The sequence below is a fragment of the Pelomonas cellulosilytica genome (genome assembly GCF_021353265.1).
GTDB classification, from domain to species: domain Bacteria; phylum Pseudomonadota; class Gammaproteobacteria; order Burkholderiales; family Burkholderiaceae_C; genus Pelomonas; species Pelomonas cellulosilytica.
In genome coordinates, this window is record NZ_JAJTWU010000001.1 from 460,960 (window position 1) to 479,525 (window position 18,566).

19 protein-coding genes are annotated in these 18,566 nt (G+C 68.7%); 14 read left to right on the forward strand and 5 right to left on the reverse strand.

Features of this window, described 5'->3' with window-relative positions; translation table 11 throughout:
* Positions 1-196 precede the first annotated feature (196 nt).
* From xseB to dxs, 3 genes are read left to right on the forward strand one after another with little or no spacing between them, the layout of a single operon-like run.
* Positions 197-448 (forward strand): exodeoxyribonuclease VII small subunit, encoded by a 252-nt coding sequence (gene xseB, locus LXT13_RS01865; RefSeq protein ID WP_233369904.1) that lies wholly within the window; start codon positions 197-199, stop codon positions 446-448.
* A 3-nt stretch (positions 449-451) separates the two neighbouring features.
* Positions 452-1,339 carry a polyprenyl synthetase family protein gene (locus tag LXT13_RS01870; RefSeq protein WP_233369905.1) on the forward strand — a complete coding sequence of 296 codons (888 nt, stop codon included), beginning with the start codon at positions 452-454 and terminating at the stop codon, positions 1,337-1,339.
* An 11-nt stretch (positions 1,340-1,350) separates the two neighbouring features.
* Positions 1,351-3,258 carry a 1-deoxy-D-xylulose-5-phosphate synthase gene (gene dxs / locus LXT13_RS01875; protein ID WP_233369906.1) on the forward strand — a complete coding sequence of 636 codons (1,908 nt, stop codon included), beginning with the start codon at positions 1,351-1,353 and terminating at the stop codon, positions 3,256-3,258.
* Here the strand turns inward: dxs and LXT13_RS01880 are convergent.
* Positions 3,206-4,114, reverse strand: a complete 909-nt coding sequence (locus tag LXT13_RS01880) for a LysR family transcriptional regulator (protein ID WP_233369907.1) — start codon at positions 4,112-4,114, stop codon at positions 3,206-3,208. The genes dxs and LXT13_RS01880 overlap by 53 nt on opposite strands.
* 82 nt (positions 4,115-4,196) lie before the next feature.
* Here LXT13_RS01880 and lysA point away from each other — a divergent pair, with 82 nt between their 5' ends.
* The 7 genes from lysA (at position 4,197) to ahpF (ending at position 11,885) form a co-directional block, all read left to right on the forward strand.
* A complete protein-coding gene (gene lysA, locus LXT13_RS01885) occupies positions 4,197-5,435 on the forward strand; it encodes a diaminopimelate decarboxylase (protein ID WP_233369908.1) in 1,239 nt (412 codons plus the stop codon).
* 79 nt (positions 5,436-5,514) lie between these two features.
* Positions 5,515-6,585 (forward strand): Gfo/Idh/MocA family protein, encoded by a 1,071-nt coding sequence (locus LXT13_RS01890; RefSeq protein WP_233369909.1) that lies wholly within the window; start codon positions 5,515-5,517, stop codon positions 6,583-6,585.
* The gene (locus LXT13_RS01895; protein ID WP_233369910.1) at positions 6,585-7,166 is read left to right on the forward strand and encodes an acyltransferase; all 582 of its coding nucleotides are present in this window, start codon (positions 6,585-6,587) and stop codon (positions 7,164-7,166) included. The genes LXT13_RS01890 and LXT13_RS01895 overlap by 1 nt, the downstream gene beginning before the upstream one ends.
* Positions 7,166-8,263, forward strand: a complete 1,098-nt coding sequence (locus tag LXT13_RS01900; protein WP_233369911.1) for a DegT/DnrJ/EryC1/StrS family aminotransferase — start codon at positions 7,166-7,168, stop codon at positions 8,261-8,263. Before LXT13_RS01895 ends, LXT13_RS01900 begins: the two co-directional genes overlap by 1 nt.
* A 37-nt stretch (positions 8,264-8,300) precedes the next feature.
* Positions 8,301-9,431, forward strand: a complete 1,131-nt coding sequence (locus tag LXT13_RS01905) for an HD-GYP domain-containing protein (protein WP_233369912.1) — start codon at positions 8,301-8,303, stop codon at positions 9,429-9,431.
* A 122-nt stretch (positions 9,432-9,553) separates the two neighbouring features.
* Positions 9,554-10,117 (forward strand): alkyl hydroperoxide reductase subunit C, encoded by a 564-nt coding sequence (gene ahpC, locus LXT13_RS01910; protein WP_233369913.1) that lies wholly within the window; start codon positions 9,554-9,556, stop codon positions 10,115-10,117.
* A 202-nt stretch (positions 10,118-10,319) separates the two neighbouring features.
* Positions 10,320-11,885, forward strand: coding sequence for an alkyl hydroperoxide reductase subunit F (gene ahpF, locus LXT13_RS01915; protein WP_233369914.1), 1,566 nt, complete (start codon positions 10,320-10,322; stop codon positions 11,883-11,885).
* On the opposite strand, the gene rarD is transcribed toward ahpF, so the two are convergent.
* A complete protein-coding gene (gene rarD, locus LXT13_RS01920; RefSeq protein WP_233369915.1) occupies positions 11,886-12,770 on the reverse strand; it encodes an EamA family transporter RarD in 885 nt (294 codons plus the stop codon). It lies immediately after the preceding gene.
* 86 nt (positions 12,771-12,856) lie between these two features.
* On the opposite strand from rarD, the gene LXT13_RS01925 reads away from it, so the two are divergent.
* Positions 12,857-13,126, forward strand: coding sequence for a MoaD/ThiS family protein (locus LXT13_RS01925; RefSeq protein ID WP_233369916.1), 270 nt, complete (start codon positions 12,857-12,859; stop codon positions 13,124-13,126).
* A 2-nt stretch (positions 13,127-13,128) separates the two neighbouring features.
* Entirely contained in the window at positions 13,129-14,202 is a 1,074-nt protein-coding gene (locus LXT13_RS01930; protein WP_233369917.1) for a WD40/YVTN/BNR-like repeat-containing protein, read from the forward strand.
* Positions 14,203-14,214: 12 nt separating this feature from the next.
* Here the strand turns inward: LXT13_RS01930 and LXT13_RS01935 are convergent, their stop codons facing one another.
* The gene (locus LXT13_RS01935; protein WP_233369918.1) at positions 14,215-15,081 is read right to left on the reverse strand and encodes an ADP-polyphosphate phosphotransferase; all 867 of its coding nucleotides are present in this window, start codon (positions 15,079-15,081) and stop codon (positions 14,215-14,217) included.
* A gap of 94 nt (positions 15,082-15,175) precedes the next feature.
* Here LXT13_RS01935 and LXT13_RS01940 point away from each other — a divergent pair, with 94 nt between their 5' ends.
* Entirely contained in the window at positions 15,176-17,122 is a 1,947-nt protein-coding gene (locus LXT13_RS01940; protein WP_233369919.1) for a CocE/NonD family hydrolase, read from the forward strand.
* 6 nt (positions 17,123-17,128) lie between these two features.
* On the opposite strand, the gene LXT13_RS01945 is transcribed toward LXT13_RS01940, so the two are convergent.
* Together LXT13_RS01945 and LXT13_RS01950 are read right to left on the reverse strand one after the other, a co-directional pair.
* The gene (locus tag LXT13_RS01945) at positions 17,129-17,815 is read right to left on the reverse strand and encodes a pseudouridine synthase (protein WP_233369920.1); all 687 of its coding nucleotides are present in this window, start codon (positions 17,813-17,815) and stop codon (positions 17,129-17,131) included.
* A complete protein-coding gene (locus tag LXT13_RS01950) occupies positions 17,812-18,216 on the reverse strand; it encodes a YchJ family protein (RefSeq protein WP_233369921.1) in 405 nt (134 codons plus the stop codon). The genes LXT13_RS01945 and LXT13_RS01950 overlap by 4 nt, the downstream gene beginning before the upstream one ends.
* 64 nt (positions 18,217-18,280) lie before the next feature.
* Here LXT13_RS01950 and LXT13_RS01955 point away from each other — a divergent pair, with 64 nt between their 5' ends.
* The gene (locus tag LXT13_RS01955; protein WP_233369922.1) at positions 18,281-18,547 is read left to right on the forward strand and encodes a hypothetical protein; all 267 of its coding nucleotides are present in this window, start codon (positions 18,281-18,283) and stop codon (positions 18,545-18,547) included.
* The last annotated feature ends 19 nt before the right edge of the window (positions 18,548-18,566 follow it).

Consider the following 18,566-nt stretch of genomic DNA (forward strand, 5'->3'; position numbering starts at 1 on the left):
CGTCCCTCCGGCGCATCTCGGCATGCCGAGTCGGCCAGGTTGCTTGAGGTGAAAGGAGCGGCAGGCGCCGGCAAGGCGCGTGACCGCGAAAGGGAGGGGAATTCTACCCGGCCCGTCGCATGGGAGCCATCTCGGTGACTTGGCCCTGCGGATCGCGACAGCCCGCTGACTACAATTCACTGTTTCTCTTTTGCAAATGACGAAGACCTCGCCCCGCACCAAGGCCGCCGCGTCAGACGGCACAGAACTCAGCTACGAGCAGGCGCTCGACGAGTTGGAACGCCTGGTCGCGGCGATGGAGGGGCAGCAACTGCCGCTGGACCAACTCCTGCACAGCTACAAGCGCGGCGCCGAGCTGCTGGCGCTGTGCCGCGGCCGGTTGCAGGCGGTGGAGCAGCAAGTGAAGCTGCTCGACGGTGCGGAATTGAAGGCCTGGGAGGGCTCCTGAACGATGGATGCGAAGCACTTCGACCAATGGGTTGATACATCCCTGTCCGCTTTCGAGGCGGCACTGGATGGTCTGGTGCCGGAGAAGGCGCCTGCCGGCCTCGGCGAAGCGATGCGCTACGCCGCGCTGGGTGGCGGCAAGCGGCTGCGCCCGCTGCTGGTGCTGGCGAGCTGCGCGGCGGTGGGCGGTGACGGTTTCGCGGCGATGCGTGCGGCGTGTGCGGTCGAGCTGATCCACGCCTACTCGCTGGTGCATGACGACATGCCCTGCATGGACAACGATGTGCTGCGTCGTGGCAAGCCCACGACGCACGTGAAGTTCGGCGAGGCCCAGGCGATGCTGGCCGGTGACGCAATGCAGGCGCTGGCCTTCGAGGTGCTGACACCAGGCGACGGCATCGCTCCGGCCCTGCAGGCCCGGCTGTGCGCACAGCTCGCGCGGGCGTCGGGCTACGACGGCATGGCCGGCGGTCAGGCCATCGACCTGGCCAGCATCGGCAAGGCGCTGGACGAAACCACACTGCGTGACATGCACCGCCGCAAGACGGGCGTGCTGTTGCAGGCCAGCGTCATGATGGGCGCCGCCTGCGGTGCGGTGCCGGCCCAGGCGACCGAGTCGCTGTCACGCTACGGTGCGGCGCTGGGCCTGGCCTTCCAGGTCGTGGACGACATCCTGGACGTGACCCAGGACTCCGAAGTGCTGGGCAAGACTGCGGGCAAGGACCAGGACGCCAACAAGCCGACGTATGTCAGCGTGCTGGGGCTGGAGCCGGCGCGGCAGCTGGCGCAGCAACTGCGCGCCGAGGCTAAGGCGGCGCTCGCTGCGAGCGGCCTGGCCGATGTGAGCCTGCTGAGCCTGCTGGCCGATTCGGTCGTCGAGCGAGTGAACTGAAAGGTCTGGCGATGGACTACGAGCTGCTCAAGACGATCGATGGTCCGGCCGACCTGCGCCGCCTGCCACGCACCGAACTCAAGAAGGTCGCCGACGAACTGCGCGCCTACGTGCTGGACAGCGTCGCGCAGACCGGCGGCCACCTGGGGTCCAACCTCGGCACGGTCGAGCTGACCGTCGCGCTGCATTACGTCTTCAACACGCCGGAAGACCGGCTGGTGTGGGACGTCGGCCACCAGACCTACCCGCACAAGGTGCTGACGGGCCGGCGCGACCGCATGGGCAGCCTCCGCCAGCTGGGCGGCATCAGCGGCTTCCCGCGGCGCGACGAGAGCCCCTACGACACCTTCGGCACGGGCCATTCGTCCACGAGCATATCCGCCGCCCACGGCATGGCCATGGCGGCCAAGCTCAAGGGCGAGAACCGCAAGGCCGTGGCCATCATCGGCGACGGCTCGATGACGGCCGGCATGGCCTTCGAGGCGCTGAACAACGCGGGCGTGGCCCACGGCGGCCTGATCGGCGACCTGCTGGTCATCCTGAACGACAACGACATGTCGATCAGCCCGCCGGTCGGCGCGCTGAACAAATACCTCGCGCGGCTGATGAGCGGCAGCTTCTACACCGCCGCACGCGAGGGCGCGAAGAGCGTGCTGAAGAACACGCCGCTGTACGAGTTCGCGCGCAAGTTCGAGGAGCACACGAAGGGCATGGTCGTACCCGGGACGATCTTCGAGGAGTTCGGCTTCAACTACGTGGGCCCCATCGACGGGCACGACCTGGACGCGCTGATCCCGACGCTCGAGAACCTGCGTGACAAGAAGGGCCCGCAGTTCCTGCACATCATCACGAGGAAGGGCGCCGGCTACAAGCTGGCCGAGGCGGACCCGGTCAAGTACCACGCTGCGGCGGGCAAGTTCGATCCGGCCGTTGGCTTCGTCAAGCCCGCCACGCCGCCCAAGCAGACCTTCACACAGGTGTTCGGCGAGTGGCTGTGTGACATGGCGGAGGCCGATCCTCGCCTCGTGGGCATCACGCCGGCCATGCGCGAGGGCTCGGGCATGGTGGAGTTCCACAAGCGCTTTCCACAGCGCTATCACGACGTGGGCATTGCCGAGCAGCATTCGGTGACCTTCGCCGCCGGCCTGGCCTGCGAGGGCATCAAGCCCGTCGTCGCGATCTACTCAACCTTCCTGCAGCGTGCCTACGACCAGCTGGTCCACGACGTGGCGATCCAGAACCTGCCGGTGCTGTTCGCGCTGGACCGCGCCGGCCTCGTCGGTGCGGATGGCGCCACGCACGCCGGCAACTATGACATTGCATTCACGCGCTGCATTCCTAACATGGCCGTGCTGACGCCGGCCGACGAGAACGAGTGCCGCCAGGCGCTCTACACCGGTTTCCAGCATGACGGCCCGGTGACCGTGCGCTACCCTCGCGGCGCGGGCGCCGGCGTGACGCCGGTCAAGGCCATGACGGCGCTGGCCTGGGGCAAGGGCGAGGTGCGCCGCGAAAGCCACAACGGCGGCCAGCGCGTCGCCATCCTGGCCTTCGGCACGCTGCTCTACCCGGCACTGGAGGCCGCGGAGCGGCTGGACGCGACGGTCGCGAACATGCGCTTCGTCAAGCCGCTGGACGCCGAGTTGGTGATGCAGCTGGCGCGCACGCATGACGCCCTGGTCACGCTCGAGGACGGCTGCCTGATGGGCGGCGCCGGCAGCGCGGTCACGGAGGCGTTGAATGCCGCCGGCCTGACGGTGCCGGTGCTGCAGCTGGGCCTGCCCGACGAGTTCGTCGAACATGGCGACGTGGCCAAGCTGATGAGCCTGTGCGGCCTGGACGCCGCGGGCATCGAGGCCAGCGTCGTCAAGCGCTTCGGCGCGAAGCCGACGGTGGTGCGCTCGACCGCAACCCGCTGAGCAGGGCCGCCACCAGCGGCTGCGCCGGCCGGTGCAGCGGCAGCAGGGCGGACACGCGATACGGAATGGACACCGCCAGCGGGCGCACGACGAGACTGTCGCTCGCGCACGCCGCCGCCGTCAGCGGGTTGACGATGGCCACGCCAAGCCCCGAGCGCACCAGCTCGCAGACGGCCACGGCGCTGTGGGTCTGTACGCGCATGCGGCGCTCCACACGGGCCTCGTCGAAGCGAGCATCGATCTCGCGGCGGTAGGGGTCGTCGGCCGCCAAGCTGATGAAGTCCTGCGCGGCGAAATCCTTCAGTGCCAGGCGGTGGCGCGACGCGAGCGGGTGGCCAGCGGGCAGCACGACCACTTCATCGGCTTCCAGCACGGGCTCCACACGGACACCGGGCAGCGGCGTGGCCTGCTCGGCCAACCCCAGGTCGAAGCGCTGCTCGGCCATCCACGCATCCAGCAGCGGCGGCTCGGCCGGCGTGATGGACACGCGCGCGCCGCCGTGGTCGGACAGCATGGCCGTCAGTGCCCGGGGCAGCAGCGCGTGGCTCAGCGCCGGCAGGCTGAGCACGTTGAGCTCGGCGTCCTCGTCGCGGCCCAGCGCCCGGGCCCGTTCGATGACGCGGCCCAGGCCCTGGAAGCTGCGCTCCACCTCGTCGAACAGCGCCCGCGCCCGCGCCGTGGCGCTGAGCCGGCCGCGTTCGCGCTCGAAGAGGGCGTAGCCCAGCAACTGCTCCAGCCGGGCCAGGTCACGGCTCAGCGTCGGCTGCGATGTGTGCAGCAGCGTGGCGGCGCCGGTGACGCTGCCGGCGGTCATGACGGCGCGGAAGACCTCGATGTGGCGGTGCTGGATATCCATATCAGCCTTGAATTGTGCTGCGATAAAACGCAATTGGACTGAATGATGTCGTGGCGCGATGCTTGAGGCTATGACCAAGCCGATGCCCGCCCCCTTTACACCCGCCCGCCTGCAGGCCCTCGCTGCCGAACACGGCACGCCGCTGTGGGTCTACGACGCCGCCACGATCCGCGACCGTGCCGCCTCGTTGAAGCGCTTCGACGTCGTGCGCTTCGCGCAGAAGGCCTGCTCCAACATCCACGTGCTGAACCTGCTGCGGGAGGCCGGCGTCAAGGTCGATGCGGTGTCGCGCGGCGAGATCCTGCGTGCGCTGGCGGCGGGGTACCACGCCGGCGGCGACGAGATCGTCTTCACGGCCGACCTGCTGGACCATGCGACGCTGGCCACTGTGGTCGAGCACCGCATCCCCGTCAACGCAGGCTCCATCGATATGCTGCACCAGCTGGGCACCGTGTCGTTCGGCCATGCCGTCTGGCTGCGCATCAACCCGGGCTTCGGCCATGGCCACAGCCACAAGACCAACACCGGCGGCGAGCACAGCAAGCACGGCATCTGGCATGCGGACCTGCCCGAGGCGCTGGATGCCATCCGCAGGCACGGCCTGAAGCTCGTCGGCCTGCATATGCACATCGGCTCCGGCGTGGACTACGGCCACCTGGCCCAGGTCGGCCAGGCGATGGTGGAGCTGGTGAAGCAGACAGTCGCGGCCGGTCATGACCTGCACGGCATCTCGGCCGGTGGAGGCCTGTCCATTCCGTACCGCGATGGCGACGCGGGCATCGATGTCGACCATTACTTCGGACTGTGGGACACCGCGCGCCGCGAGGCCGAGACGCTGGTGGGCCACCCACTGACGCTGGAGCTGGAGCCGGGCCGCTACCTCGTGGCCGAGAGCGCCGTGCTGCTGGCCGAGGTGCGTGCCGTCAAGAACGCCGGGGCCAACCGCTTCATGCTGGTGGACGCCGGCTTCAACGAGCTGATGCGCCCGGCGATGTACGGTAGCTTCCACGCGATGACGCTGCTGCCGCGCGACGGCACGGCGCGTCCGGTGCGCGAGATGGTGGTGGCCGGGCCGTTGTGCGAGTCGGGCGACGTGTTCACGCAGGCGGCCGGTGGTGAGGTGCTGACGCGAGCGCTGCCGGAGGCGCGCGTGGGGGACCTGCTGGTCATCCACGACGCCGGCGCCTACGGCGCGTCGATGTCCAGCAACTACAACAGCCGGCCGCTGGCCGCCGAGGTGCTGGTGGACGGCGACATCTCCCGCTTGATCCGCCACCGTCAGACGGTCGAGGCGCTGCTGGCGCTGGAGCTGGGCCTTTGAGCGGCGGCCGCTCTTGATCGAGCGGCCGGCCGCCCAATCCAAGCCGACAATCCGGGGGATCAAGTTCCCCGGATTTCCCATGCCCACGTCCCGCCCGCCCGTCCAGGGCCGCAAGGTCCGCTTCGCGCTGATTGGCTGCGGCCGCATCGCGCAGAACCACATCGAAGCCCTGAAGCGCCATGCCGAACGCGCGGAGCTGGTGGCGGTGTGCGACACGGACGCGGCGGCACTGTCCGCCGCCGTGGGTAAGTCCGGCGCCCAGGGCTTCGCGAGCCTGCGTGAGCTGCTGGCTGCCCAGCCCACGCTGGCGGCCGACTGCGCCGTGCTGGCCACGCCCAGCGGCCTGCACTCGGGCCAGGCCATTGAGGCGGCGCAGGCGGGCCTGCATGTGATGACCGAGAAACCCATGGCCACGCGCTGGCAGGACGGGCTGGACATGGTCAAGGCCTGCGACGCGGCCGGCGTGCGTCTCTTCGTCGTCAAGCAGAATCGCCGCAACCCGACGCTGCAGCTGCTCAAGCGCGCCGTGGCCGAGGGGCGCTTCGGCCGGCTCTACAACGTGGCCGTCAACGTGTTCTGGAGCCGGCCGCAGAGCTACTACGACAGCGCCGCCTGGCGCGGCACCTGGGAGTTCGACGGCGGCGCGTTCATGAACCAGGCCAGCCACTACATCGACCTGCTGGACTGGATCGTCGGCCCGGTCGAGAGCGTCATGGCCTACACCGGCACGCTGGCGCGCAACATCGAGGTGGAGGACAGCGGCGTAGCGGCGCTGAAGTGGCGCAATGGCGCGATGGGCACCGTCAACGTCAGCATGCTGACCTACCCGAAGAACCTGGAAGGCTCGATCACGCTGCTGGGCGAGAAAGGTTCGGTGCGTGTGGGCGGCCTGGCCGTCAACGAGATCCAGCACTGGCAGTTCGACACGCCGCACGAGATGGACGCGCAGATTGCCGACGCGAGCTACCAGACCACGTCGGTCTACGGCTTCGGTCATCCGCTGTACTACGACAACGTCATCAACACGCTGCGCGGCGAGGCCGAGGCCGAGACCGACGGCCGCGAAGGCCTGAAGTCGCTGGAGCTGCTGATCGCCATGTACATGAGCGCGCGCGATGGCAAGCGGGTGAACCTCCCACTGCACTACTGATGGCCACTACCATTCATCCGAGCGCCATCGTCGACGACGGCGCGCAGCTGGGCGATGGCTGCCGCGTCTGGCATTTCGTCCACATCAGCGCCGGCGCGCGTATCGGCGAGCGCTGCTCGTTCGGCCAGAACGTCTATGTCGGCAGCGACGTGAGCATCGGCCACAACGTCAAGATCCAGAACAACGTGTCCGTCTACGACGCGGTCACGCTGGAGGACGACGTGTTCTGCGGCCCCAGCATGGTGTTCACCAATGTCTACAACCCGCGCTCGGCCGTCACGCGCAAGGACGAGTACCGCCGCACGCTGGTGAGGCAGGGTGCCACGCTGGGCGCCAACTGCACCGTCGTCTGCGGCACGACCATCGGCCGTCACGCCTTCATCGGCGCGGGCGCCGTCGTCCATCGCGACGTGCCGGACTTCGCGCTGATGGTGGGCGTGCCCGCGCGCCAGATCGGCTGGATGAGCCGCCATGGCGACAAGCTGCCGCTGCCCGTGCGCAGCGCCGAGCCTCTGGACGCCACCTGCCCGCACACGGGCGACCGCTACCGCCTCACCGGCGAGCAACTCACGCTTCTCTGATGGACTTCATCGATCTCAAGAGTCAGTACGCGGCGCTGCGCGACAACATCAATGCCCGCATCCAGAAAGTGCTGGACCACGGCCAATACATCCTGGGCCCCGAGGTCAAGGAGATGGAGCAGCGCCTCGCGGCCTACACCGGTGCGAAACACTGCATCAGCGTGGCCAGCGGGACGGAGGCGCTGCTGATCAGCCTCATGGCGCTGGAGCTGCAGCCGGGCGACGAAGTCATCACCAGTCCGTTCACGTTCGCGGCGACGGCGGAAATGATCGTGCTGGCCGGCGGTGTGCCGGTGTTCGTCGACATTGAGCCGGACACGGCCAACATCGATGCGACGCTGATCGAGGCGGCCATCACGCCGCGGACGAAGGCCGTCATGCCGGTGAGCCTGTACGGCCAGGTGGCCGACATGGACGCCATCAACGCCATCGCGGCCCGGCACGGGCTGGCCGTCATCGAAGACGCGGCGCAGAGCTTCGGTGCCACGTATGCGGCGAAGAAAAGCTGCAACCTGTCCACCTTTGGCTGCACGAGCTTCTTCCCGAGCAAGCCGCTGGGCTGCTATGGCGACGGCGGCGCCATCTTCACGAGCGACGACAGCTTGGCGCAAGCCTGTCGCGAGATCCGCACGCACGGCCAGAGCCAGCGCTACCTGCACACGCGAGTGGGTGTGGGCGGGCGCATGGACACGCTGCAATGCGCCGTCGTGCTGGGCAAGCTGGACCGCTTCGACTGGGAGATCGAGCGTCGGCTGGCGCTCGGCGACGCCTACGCCCGCAAGCTGCGGGCCGCCGCGCCGGGGGTGCAACTGCTGGCAGTTCGCCCCGATCGCGACTGCGTCTGGGCGCAATACACCGTCTTCGTCGAGGACCGCGAGGCGGTGCAGGCGGCGCTGAAGGCGGCGGGTATCCCGACGGCGGTGCACTACCCGCGGCCGCTGCATCACCAGCCGGCCTATGCCCGCTACGCCGAGCCCGAGGCCTGCCCGCACAGCCTCACGGCGGCGTCGCGCGTCATGAGCCTGCCGATGAGCGCCGACCTGAGCGACGAACAGCAGGACGAGGTCGTGGCAACCCTGAGGGCGGCCCTGGCCTGAGTTTGTTAGTGTCGCGCCCGGACATCCTGACAGGCGCATGAAACTCGTTCCCATTCAGCAAGTTGGTGGCCACATCAAGGCCGCGGCTCCTCTGCCGTTCGGGGTTCGCGACGCTGAGGGCAAGTTGTTGCTCGCCAAAGGCCAGATGGTGCCCAGCGAGCAGATGCGCGAAGCGCTGCTGAACCGTGGCGTCTTCGTCGACCTCGATGAACTGCGCGACGCGTCCAAGCGCGGCAACGACGATGGCGTCGGTGGCGAGGACTTCTTCGCCCGCTGGGAGGGCCTGCAGACGCGGCTGTCGGTGCTGCTGCGTTCTCCGGAAGAGACGCTGTTCCTGCCTCGCGTGAAGGAATGCGCCGCGCAACTGCTGGGCTGGGCAGAGCGCTTTCCGGACCAGTTGCTTTTCGTCATCGTGCAGCACGACCACAGCCGTCACGAGATCTACGGTCTTGTGCACCTGCTGCACGCGGGCGCCCTCTGCGCGCTGCTGTCGCGGCGCTTGGGCTGGCCCGCCGAACGGCAGAAGAGCCTCGTCGGCGCGGCGCTGACGATGAACCTGTCCATCATCGATCTGCAGGGCCGGCTCGCCTCGCGGGGGGGGCGGCTGCTGCCGCCGCAGCGCGCCGCCATCAACCGGCATCCCGACGAAGCAGTGGCCTGGCTGCGCAATGCCGGCCTGGACGATGCCGAATGGCTGAGCGCCGTGGCCCAGCACCACGAGCAGCCGGGCGGCGGTGGCTACCCGCAGAACCTCGACCAGCCGGTCGAGACGGCACAGCTGCTGCGCCTGGTGGACATCTTCCTGGCCAAGCTGGCCAGCCGTGGTGGCCGGCCAGGCATGGCCGCCCCGCAGGCGGCCAAGACCCTCTATACCGGCAGCAACGGCCACGCGCTCGCTGCGCTCCTCGTCAAGGAGATGGGCCTGTTCCCGCCGGGCACGCTGGTCAAGCTGGCCAGCGGGGAGATCGCCGTCGCCGTCAGGCGCGGCGCGGCGGGCAACACCCCTATCGTCAGCGCGGTCCTGAACCGTCATGGCGACCCGCTGGGCTCGCCCGTCCGCCGCGACACTGCGCTGCCGGAGCACGCCATCACCGGCCTCGCCGCGCCGCAGACGCTGCGCGTGAAACTCAGCCCGCATCAGCTCTACGATCGGCGCTACGAGGCCTGAGCCTCGTGACCTCGGCGATAGCCGGCGTCAATAACGGCGATTTGATAAATGTTTTCAACTGAAAACATCTATTCGATATAGTTCTCTCTATCCCATCCACCCCACCCCCACTGGAGCAGACCATGTCCCTGATCAACACCCAAGTCCAACCGTTCAAGACCCAGGCCTTCCACAACGGCAAGTTCGTCGAAGTCTCCGACGAGACGCTGAAGGGCAAGTGGTCCGTGCTGATCTTCATGCCGGCCGCCTTCACGTTCAACTGCCCGACGGAAGTCGAAGACGCCGCCGACAACTACGCCGAGTTCCAGAAGATGGGTGCCGAGGTTTACATCGTCACGACCGACACGCACTTCTCGCACAAGGTGTGGCACGAGACCTCGCCGGCCGTCGGCAAGGCCAAGTTCCCGCTGGTCGGCGACCCGACCCACACGCTGACCAACGCGTTCGGCGTGCACATCCCGGAGGAAGGCCTGGCGCTGCGTGGCACCTTCGTCATCAACCCGGACGGCGTCATCAAGACCGCCGAGATCCACTCCAACGAGATCGCCCGTGACGTGAAGGAAACGCTGCGCAAGCTGAAGGCTGCCCAGTACACGGCCGCGCACCCGGGCGAGGTCTGCCCGGCCAAGTGGAACGAAGGCGCCAAGACCATCGCGCCGTCGCTGGACCTGGTTGGCAAGATCTAAATAGGTGATGAGTGTGAGGGTTGGACCTTGTCGCGCAGCGGCAAGCACTGGCCCCCACTGATCCAGATGCTTCTTGCATCGAGCCCGTCAGGGCTCCCTCCCTTCACAGAGTCCCCCGGGCTCTGCTGAAAGGGCCTCCGACGCCTCGGGGACCCTTTCAGCAGTGGCCAGCCCCGCCACGCCTTCCTGAAAGGACCTCACCATGTTGGACGCCGCCCTCAAGACCCAGCTCCAGGGCTACCTGGATCACGTCAAGCTCCCCTTCGAAATCGTCGCGTCGCTGGACAAGTCCGCCGCGAGCGCCGAGATGCGCGAGCTGCTGGACGAGATCGCCAGCATGAACGACAAGATTACGCTGCGCACCGACGGTGTCGACACGCGTACGCCGTCCTTCCTGCTGCGCCGCACCGGCACCGAGCAGAGCCTGCGTTTCGCGGCCATCCCGCTGGGCCATGAATTCACGTCGCTGGTGCTCGCGCTGCTGTGGACCGGCGGCCACCCGCCTAAGGTCGAACAGGCCCAGATCGACGCCGTGAAGGCACTGGACCGTGATCTCGATTTCGAGATCTACATGAGCCTGACCTGCCACAACTGCCCGGACGTCGTGCAGGCGCTGTCGCTGATGTCCATCGTCAACCCGCGCATCCGCACGACCGTCGTGGATGGCGGCCTGTTCCAGGCCGAGGTCGAGGCTCGCGACATCATGGCGGTGCCGAGCGTCTACCTGAACGGCGAGCATTTCGCCTCGGGCCGTATGAGCCTGGAGGAGATCGTCGCCAAGCTCGACACCGGCGCCGCTGCGCGTGATGCGAAGAAGCTGGATGCCGAGGACCCCTACGACATGCTCATCATCGGTGGCGGCCCGGCCGGCGCGGCGGCGGCCGTCTACGCGGCGCGCAAGGGTATCCGCACCGGCGTCGCGGCCGAGCGCTTCGGCGGCCAGGTCAACGACACGCTTGGCATCGAGAACTACATCTCCGTGTCAGTCACTGACGGCCCCAAGTTCGCCGCCGCGCTGGAAGGCCATGTGAAGGACTACAAGGTCGACATCCACAACCTGCAGCGCGCTGAGAAGCTCATCCCGTCGGCGCAGCCCGGTGGCTTCGTGGAAGTAGAGCTGAGCAACGGTGCCCGCCTCAAGGGCAAGACGGTCATCCTGTCCACCGGCGCGCGCTGGCGCAACGTCAACGTGCCCGGCGAGGCCGAGTACAAGAACAAGGGTGTGGCCTACTGCCCTCACTGCGACGGCCCGCTGTTCAAGGGTAAGCCGGTCGCGGTCATCGGCGGTGGCAACTCGGGCGTGGAGGCGGCCATCGACCTGGCCGGCATCGTCAAGCATGTGACGCTGATCGAATTCGGCGCCGAGCTGCGGGCCGATGCGGTGCTGGTGGCCAAGGCGCGCAGCCTGCCCAACGTCACCATCATCACGAACGCACAGACGACCGAGTTCACCGGCCACGACGGCAAACTGGACGGCCTGAACTACACCGATCGCGTGACGGGCGACAGCAAGCGCGTAGAGGTCGACGGCTGCTTCGTGCAGATCGGCCTCGTGCCCAACACCGAATGGCTGCGCGGCACGGTGGAGCTGAGCAAGCACGGCGAGATCGTCGTCGACACCAAGGGCGCGACATCGGTGCCCGGCGTGTTCGCCGCGGGTGACGTGACGACCGTGCCGTTCAAGCAGATCATCATCGCGGCCGGTGATGGCGCTAAGGCAGCGCTCGGCGCGTTCGATTACCTGATGCGCCAGCCGGCGGCGGCCTGATCACAGCGGCCTGGCGGGCGCCGCGCGGCGGGCCCGCTGGTTCTGCCAGAGGCCCTCTGCGCTGTAGACCCCCAGCGCCGCCCAGATGAAGCCGAACGCCACGAGCCGCGTGGCGTCCATCGGCTCCTTGAACAAGAACACGCCCAGCAGGAACTGCAGCGACGGCGACACGTATTGCACGATGCCCATCGTCGCGAGCGGAATGCGCCGCGCGCCGGCCGCGAACAGCAGCAGCGCGCCGGCCGTCACAGGCCCCGTGCCGATCAGCCAAGCCCAGTCCGTGGCGGTCTGGCCCGCCAGCTCGCCGGCCTGCCAAGCCAGCAGCAGTGCCGCCAGCGCCAGCGGCGACAGCAGCAGCGCCTCCAGCGACAAGCCCTCCAGCGCGCCCAGGGCCGCCGTCTTGCGCATCAGCCCGTAGAGCCCGAAGCTCGCCGCCAGCAGCAATGCGACCCAGGGCAGCCGGCCGGCCGCCACCGTCAACCACACGACGCCGAAGGTGGCCAGCGCCACCGCCGCCCACTGCACCGGCCGCGGCCGCTCGTGCAGCACCGCGAAGCCCAGCGCCACGTTGACCAGCGGGTTGATGAAGTAGCCAAGGCTCGCGTCGATGACATGCCCGTGGCCCACGGCCCAGACGTAGGTCAGCCAGTTCACCGCGATCAGCAGCGCTGACACGGTGAAGCGCCGCCACGTGGCGCCGCTCACGTCGCGCAGCCAGGCCAGCCGCCCGGTCACCAGCAGGACGACGGCGACGAAGGCCAGCGACCATAGCGTGCGGTGGGCCACGATCTGCAGCGCCGGGATGGCGGCGATCTGGCGGAAGTACAGCGGGAACAGCCCCCAGCTGAGGTAGGCGCCGAGCGCGTAGAGGATGCCGGGGTTCATCGCGGCATTGTCGGGGGCGGGTAATTCCGGAGGCCGGGCGGAGGGCACGCCTGTCGAATGGAGTCACGTTCGTTCGTCGAGAGGACATGGCCCGCATCGAATTCACGCCGCAGCTGCATCGCTTCGTCGACACGCCCATCGTCGACACCGGCGCTGCGACGCTGCGCGCCGGCCTGGACGCCGCCTTCGTCTTCAACGAGCGGCTGCGCGGCTACGTCCTCGACGACCAGGGCCACCTGCGCGCCAACGTGGTCGTCTTCATCGACGGCCGCCGTGTGCGCGACCCGCACGGGCTGACCGATCCCCTCGGACCCGACAGCCGGGTCCATGTCCTGCAAGCCTTGTCTGGAGGTTGAACATGTCCAACGATCGTGCCTGGGCCGCCACGCGAAAGGGTCTCTTCGAACTGCGCCGCCGCAACGGCAGCTGGCAGATCGAGCAACTCAGCTTCATCGCCGACCCGGTGTCGATGCTGCTGCCACCCGACGCCTCGGGCCGCATGCTGGCCGCGCTCAACTTGGGCCACTTCGGCGCCAAGGTGCATGCCAGCGATGACGCCGGCCAGACCTGGCACGAGGTGGCTGCTCCCACCTTCCCACCCCAGCCCGACGGCGCCGAGGGCCCGCCGTGGAAGCTGGACCATGTCTTCTCGCTGGAGCGCGTAGGCGATGCCATCTGGTGCGGCACCGTGCCGGGCGGCCTCTTCGTCAGCCAGGATCGCGGCGAGACCTGGACACTCAACGAGCCGCTGTGGGCCGACCCGCGCCGCACGCAGTGGATGGGCGGCGGCAACCCGGCGCCGGCCATGCATTCCATCTGCCCGCACCCGCAGCGGGCCGACGAGCTGCTGGTGGGGGTGTCCTGCGGCGGCGCCTGGCGCACGACGGATGGCGGCTCCAGCTGGGCACTTAGCGCCAAGGGCATGATGGCCGACTACATGCCGCCCGAACTGGCTGGCGACGAGAACTCGCAAGACCCGCACCTGATCGCCCGCTGCCGCAGCGAGCCGGACGTGCTCTGGTGCCAGCACCACTGCGGCATCTTTCGCAGCGCCGACAACGGCGCGACCTGGGCGCAGCTGCAGGCCCGGCCGTCCAGCTTCGGCTTCGCCGTGGCGGCGCATCCGCACGATCCTCTGACCGCTTGGTTCGCGCCGGCCGTCAAGGACATGCAGCGCCTGCCCGTCGATGCGGCGCTGTGCGTGACACGCACGCGCGATGGCGGCCAGACCTTCGAGGCGCTGCGCGACGGTCTGCCGCAGCAGCACTGCTACGACCTCGTCTTCCGCCACGGCCTGGCCGTGGACGATGCGGGTGAGCAGCTGATGATGGGCTCGACCACCGGTGGGCTCTGGTCCAGCAGCGACGCCGGCGACAGTTGGCAGATGCTGCCGGCCAGGCTGCCGCCGGTCTACGCCGTCAAGTTCGGCTGAGCGGGCGGCCGCTCACGCCTTCAGCCGTGCGCGGATCTTCTTCAGCTCTGTGGCGTCGAAGCTCGGCGCCGGATAGCTCATCTTCAGCGCCTGCAGTTGCTCGACGATGACCTGCGACACGATGAGCCGTGCGTTGCGCTTGTCGTCGGCCGGCACGGCGTACCAGGGCGCGTGCTCGGTGCTCGTGGCGCTCAGGCAGGCCTGGTAAGCCTTCATGTAGTCGCTCCAGCGCTCGCGCTCGTCGAGGTCGGCGCTGCTGAACTTCCAGTGCTTGGATGGCGTGTCGAGCCGTGCCAGGAAGCGCTGGCGCTGCTCTTCCTTGGACAGGTGCAGGAAGAACTTCAGGATGCGCGTGCCGCTGCGGTGCAGGTGTGCCTCAAGGCCATTGATGGAGTCATAGCGCTCGGTCCAGAGCCTGGGGGGACGCGCCGCCTCCTTCGGCAGCGACTGGGCGGCCAGGATCTCCGGGTGCACTCGCACGATCAGCACCTCCTCGTAGTAGGAGCGGTTGAAGATGCCGATGCGCCCGCGCTCCGGCAGGGCCTGCGTCGTGCGCCACAAGAAGTCGTGCTCCAGCTCCTGCGCGCTCGGGTGCTTGAAGCTGAACACCTGGCAGCCCTGCGGGTTCACACCCGACATCACGTGCTTGATGATGCTGTCCTTTCCCGCTGCGTCCATGGCCTGGAAGATCAGCAGCAGCGCATAGCGGTTGTGCGCGTACAGCAGGTTCTGCAGCTCGCTGAGCTGATTGACGTGGCCGGCCAGCTGCTCCTTGTAGTCGTGCTCGTCGCGGTAGAGGGGCGCCACGGTGGTGGGCCAGGTCTTGAGCTTGAGGGCGCTGCCGGGTCGGACGCGGTAGGGCTCGATGTCGATCGTCATGGCGGTGCGGCTGCAGGTGGGGCGAGGCCGCAGCGTAGCGCGAGTGCGGGCCGAGTGGTGTCAGACTGCGTCCCCGCTCATACAGATCTGCCCGATGTCGTTTCGCCCATTCCTGCTGTTGCTGCTGGCCCTGGCCGCCGGCCCCGTCGCCCATGCGGCCGAAGAAGACGACAAGCCGCCCGCCTACGAGCCGCGCGAGCACTACACCAAGTACGAGTACCGCATCCCGGTGCGTGACGGCAAGCGCCTCTTCGCCGCCGTCTACGTCCCCAAGGATCACAGCCGGCGCTATCCCATCCTGATGACGCGCACGCCCTACGGCTGCGGCCCCTACGGCGTCGACCGTGACGGCCTGCGCCGCCTCGTGCCGGGCGAGGCCTTCCTGAAGGCCGGCTACATCGTCGTCTGCCAGGACGTGCGCGGGCGCTTCATGTCCGAGGGGGAATTCGTCGAGATGACGCCGCCCAAGGCCGTGAAGAACGGCCCGGCCGACGTGGACGAGAGCAGCGACACGCATGACACCGTGCAGTGGCTGCTGGACCACGTGCCCCTGCACAACGGCCGCGTAGGCCTGTGGGGCATTTCCTATCCCGGTTTCTACACGGCCGCCTCCATCATCGATTCGCACCCGGCCATCAAGGCCGCGTCGCCGCAGGCGCCCATCGCCGACCTGTTCATGGGCGACGACAGCTTCCACGGCGGTGCGTTCATGCTGGCGGCCAATTTCGGCTTCTACACGTTCTTCAAGGAGCAGCGCGCGCCGGTGCTGCCGCCCAAACGCTGGCCGGAGTTCGACTACGGCACGCAGGACGGCTACGAGTTCTTCCTGCAGTTCCAGAATCTCGATGCCATCGCCGAGCGCCTGGGCCGCGACGGGCCGCGCAACCGCTACTTCGACGACCAGCTTGGGCACGATCGCTACGACGCCTTCTGGCAGTCCCGCGCGCTGACGCCTCACCTGAAGAACATCCGTGCCGCGGTGCTGACGGTCGGCGGCTGGTTCGACGCCGAGGACCTCGCCGGCCCGCTGGCCATCTACCGCGCCATCGGTAGGCAGAGCCCGGCCACCGACAACCGCCTCGTCATGGGCCCGTGGGTGCACGGCGGCTGGGTGGGCACGCCGGGGCGGCGCCTGGGCCGGGTGTCCTTCGCGCAGCCCACGTCCGATCAGTTCCAGAAGGAGGTGCTGCTGCCGTTCTTCGAGCAGAACCTGCGGCCTGACGCCGAGGCCAAGGCCGCCAAGACGCCCATCGCCCGCGCGACGGTCTTCGAGACCGGCACCAACGTCTGGCGCCGCTACGACGCCTGGCCGCCGGCGGCCGCCGAGCCGCGCAAGCTCTACTTCGCACCGGGCGGGCGGCTCACGTTCACGCCGCCCGTCGATGCGGCGCCGGCCTTCGACAGCTGGGTCAGCGACCCGGCCAAGCCCGTTCCCTTCGTCGGCTACCCGGCGTTGGAGATGCCGCAGGAATACATGGTCAGCGACCAACGCTTCGCCGCCACCCGACCCGACGTGCTGACCTACCGCAGCGACGTGCTGGAAGACGACGTGACGCTGGCAGGCCCCATCACGGCGCGGCTCTTCGCATCCACCACCGGGATGGACGCCGACTGGGTCGTCAAGCTCGTCGACGTCTACCCGGCCGACTTGGAGGACGAGACGCCGGCCAAGCGCCGCTCGCGCGCTGACGACGTGGCGGCGCCCGACGCGCCGCTCGGCGGCTACCAGCAGTTGGTGCGCGGCGACCCGCTGCGGGGGCGCTTCCGCAAGAGCTTCGAGCATCCAGAGGCCATGGTGCCCGGCCAGATCGAGGAGCTGAAGGTCACGCTGCAGGACGTGAACCATAACTTTCGGCGCGGCCACCGCATCATGGTGCAGGTGCAGAGCAGCTGGTTCCCGCTGATCGACCGCAACCCGCAGACCTTCGTGCCGCTGCGCAGCGCGCGAGCCGAGGACTTCCAGGTCGCGACGCAGAAGCTGTACCGTTGGCAGGGCCAGCCGTCGGCGCTGGACGTGCGGGTGCTGCCCCCGCAGCGCTGACGAGTATCAGGCCCGCGGCCAGTGCGCGTCCGTTGGCGCATGCAAGGCCAACGGCGCACCGGTGATCGGGTGGGTCAGCACCAGCCGCTCGGCATGCAGCCACAGCCGCTGCAGACCCAGATGGGCGGCCACCGCACGGTTCAGTGGGCCCTTGCCATGCGTCGCGTCGCCGAGGATGGGATGGGCGATGTGCTTCAGGTGCCGTCGGATCTGGTGCCGGCGTCCCTGCAGCGGCTCTGCTGCCAGCAGCGCAACGCGCGTGGTGGCGAAGCGGGTGTCGGTCGCCACAGGCCACTCCAGTCGTTGCAGCACCTGCCAGTGCGTCTGCGCGTCGAGCATCGGCTGGCCGGCCGACGGCAGCTCCGGGTCGCGGGCCAGTGGATGGTCGACCAGGCCGCCGTCCCGCGCCGGCCAGCCCCGCACCAGCGCGAGATAGCGCTTCTCCATCAGGCCCTGCTCGAACATCGCGCCCAGCAGCGACGCGACTTCCGCCGACAGCGCGAACAGAAGTACGCCCGACGTGCCCCGGTCCAGCCGGTGCACGGGCCACACCGGCCGGCCGAGCTGGTCGCGCAGCAGCTGCAAGGCCGCCTCGCCCTCGTGCGCTGCGAGCTGCGTGCGGTGCACCAGCAGTCCGGGCGGCTTGTCGATGGCGACGAGGTGCTCGTCGGCGTGCAGGACGGGCAGCGTCAAGACAGGTCGCCGTCCACGTAGAACCAGATGCCGCCCTCGCGCACGAAGCGGCTCGTCTCATGAAGCCGGTGCGCCCGGCCGCCCAGCTTGCTGCGCGCGACGAACTCGACGGTGCCGTGGTCGACGTCTTGCAGGGCCGAGCGCTTCACGTCTAACCCCAGCCACTTCAGGCCAGGTTCGGAAGGCTCCAGCGTGGCGGGGCGTGTGCTGGCGTGCCAAGTGGCCAGCAGGTAGTCGAGCCGGTCCAGCACGAAGGCCGAGTACCGCGAGCGCATCAGCGCCTCGGGCGAGGGCGCCAGCAGCCCGCGGCCCTCAGCGAAGGCAGTGTGCCAGGCGCCGCAGCACTCGGCGTGGAGGCGGGCTTGGCCGCAAGGACAGGGAAGGCGCGCAATGTCTTTCATGGGCCGCCGATCATGCACGAGACGGTGTCCGCGCTACGCTGCGGGTTTGACGAGGGAGGTCTGCGTGGGCATCGTGGTCTATTGGCTTGAAGGCGAGGGCGATGCCGCCGAGCCCGTCTGCCAGCTCTTCTCGGGCGATGAGCTGGCCCAGGCGCTGGCCTGGGCCGAGGACCGGCGCCGTGCCGGCCACCGACACGTCAGCATCTCCACGGAGCTGGCGGACCACATCGGCCGGCCCGGCGTCGCGGCGGTGGAGGGCGGTCGCACGCCCGATGGCGAGGCCTACGAATGGTCCAAGGCGGGGCGGGCGGGCAAGGTCAGGCGCAGATAAGGGCGGGGGCCCCTCCTTA

What these genes read in the sequence shown, in the direction of transcription:
- xseB (WP_233369904.1), top strand. Translation starts at nt 197, where the DNA reads ATGACGAAGACCTCGCCCCGCACCAAGGCCGCCGCGTCAGACGGCACA.
- LXT13_RS01870 (WP_233369905.1), top strand. Translation starts at nt 452, where the DNA reads ATGGATGCGAAGCACTTCGACCAATGGGTTGATACATCCCTGTCCGCT.
- dxs (WP_233369906.1), top strand. Translation starts at nt 1,351, where the DNA reads ATGGACTACGAGCTGCTCAAGACGATCGATGGTCCGGCCGACCTGCGC.
- LXT13_RS01880 (WP_233369907.1), bottom strand. Translation starts at nt 4,114, where the DNA reads ATGGATATCCAGCACCGCCACATCGAGGTCTTCCGCGCCGTCATGACC.
- lysA (WP_233369908.1), top strand. Translation starts at nt 4,197, where the DNA reads ATGCCCGCCCCCTTTACACCCGCCCGCCTGCAGGCCCTCGCTGCCGAA.
- LXT13_RS01890 (WP_233369909.1), top strand. Translation starts at nt 5,515, where the DNA reads ATGCCCACGTCCCGCCCGCCCGTCCAGGGCCGCAAGGTCCGCTTCGCG.
- LXT13_RS01895 (WP_233369910.1), top strand. Translation starts at nt 6,585, where the DNA reads ATGGCCACTACCATTCATCCGAGCGCCATCGTCGACGACGGCGCGCAG.
- LXT13_RS01900 (WP_233369911.1), top strand. Translation starts at nt 7,166, where the DNA reads ATGGACTTCATCGATCTCAAGAGTCAGTACGCGGCGCTGCGCGACAAC.
- LXT13_RS01905 (WP_233369912.1), top strand. Translation starts at nt 8,301, where the DNA reads ATGAAACTCGTTCCCATTCAGCAAGTTGGTGGCCACATCAAGGCCGCG.
- ahpC (WP_233369913.1), top strand. Translation starts at nt 9,554, where the DNA reads ATGTCCCTGATCAACACCCAAGTCCAACCGTTCAAGACCCAGGCCTTC.
- ahpF (WP_233369914.1), top strand. Translation starts at nt 10,320, where the DNA reads ATGTTGGACGCCGCCCTCAAGACCCAGCTCCAGGGCTACCTGGATCAC.
- rarD (WP_233369915.1), bottom strand. Translation starts at nt 12,770, where the DNA reads ATGAACCCCGGCATCCTCTACGCGCTCGGCGCCTACCTCAGCTGGGGG.
- LXT13_RS01925 (WP_233369916.1), top strand. Translation starts at nt 12,857, where the DNA reads ATGGCCCGCATCGAATTCACGCCGCAGCTGCATCGCTTCGTCGACACG.
- LXT13_RS01930 (WP_233369917.1), top strand. Translation starts at nt 13,129, where the DNA reads ATGTCCAACGATCGTGCCTGGGCCGCCACGCGAAAGGGTCTCTTCGAA.
- LXT13_RS01935 (WP_233369918.1), bottom strand. Translation starts at nt 15,081, where the DNA reads ATGACGATCGACATCGAGCCCTACCGCGTCCGACCCGGCAGCGCCCTC.
- LXT13_RS01940 (WP_233369919.1), top strand. Translation starts at nt 15,176, where the DNA reads ATGTCGTTTCGCCCATTCCTGCTGTTGCTGCTGGCCCTGGCCGCCGGC.
- LXT13_RS01950 (WP_233369921.1), bottom strand. Translation starts at nt 18,216, where the DNA reads ATGAAAGACATTGCGCGCCTTCCCTGTCCTTGCGGCCAAGCCCGCCTC.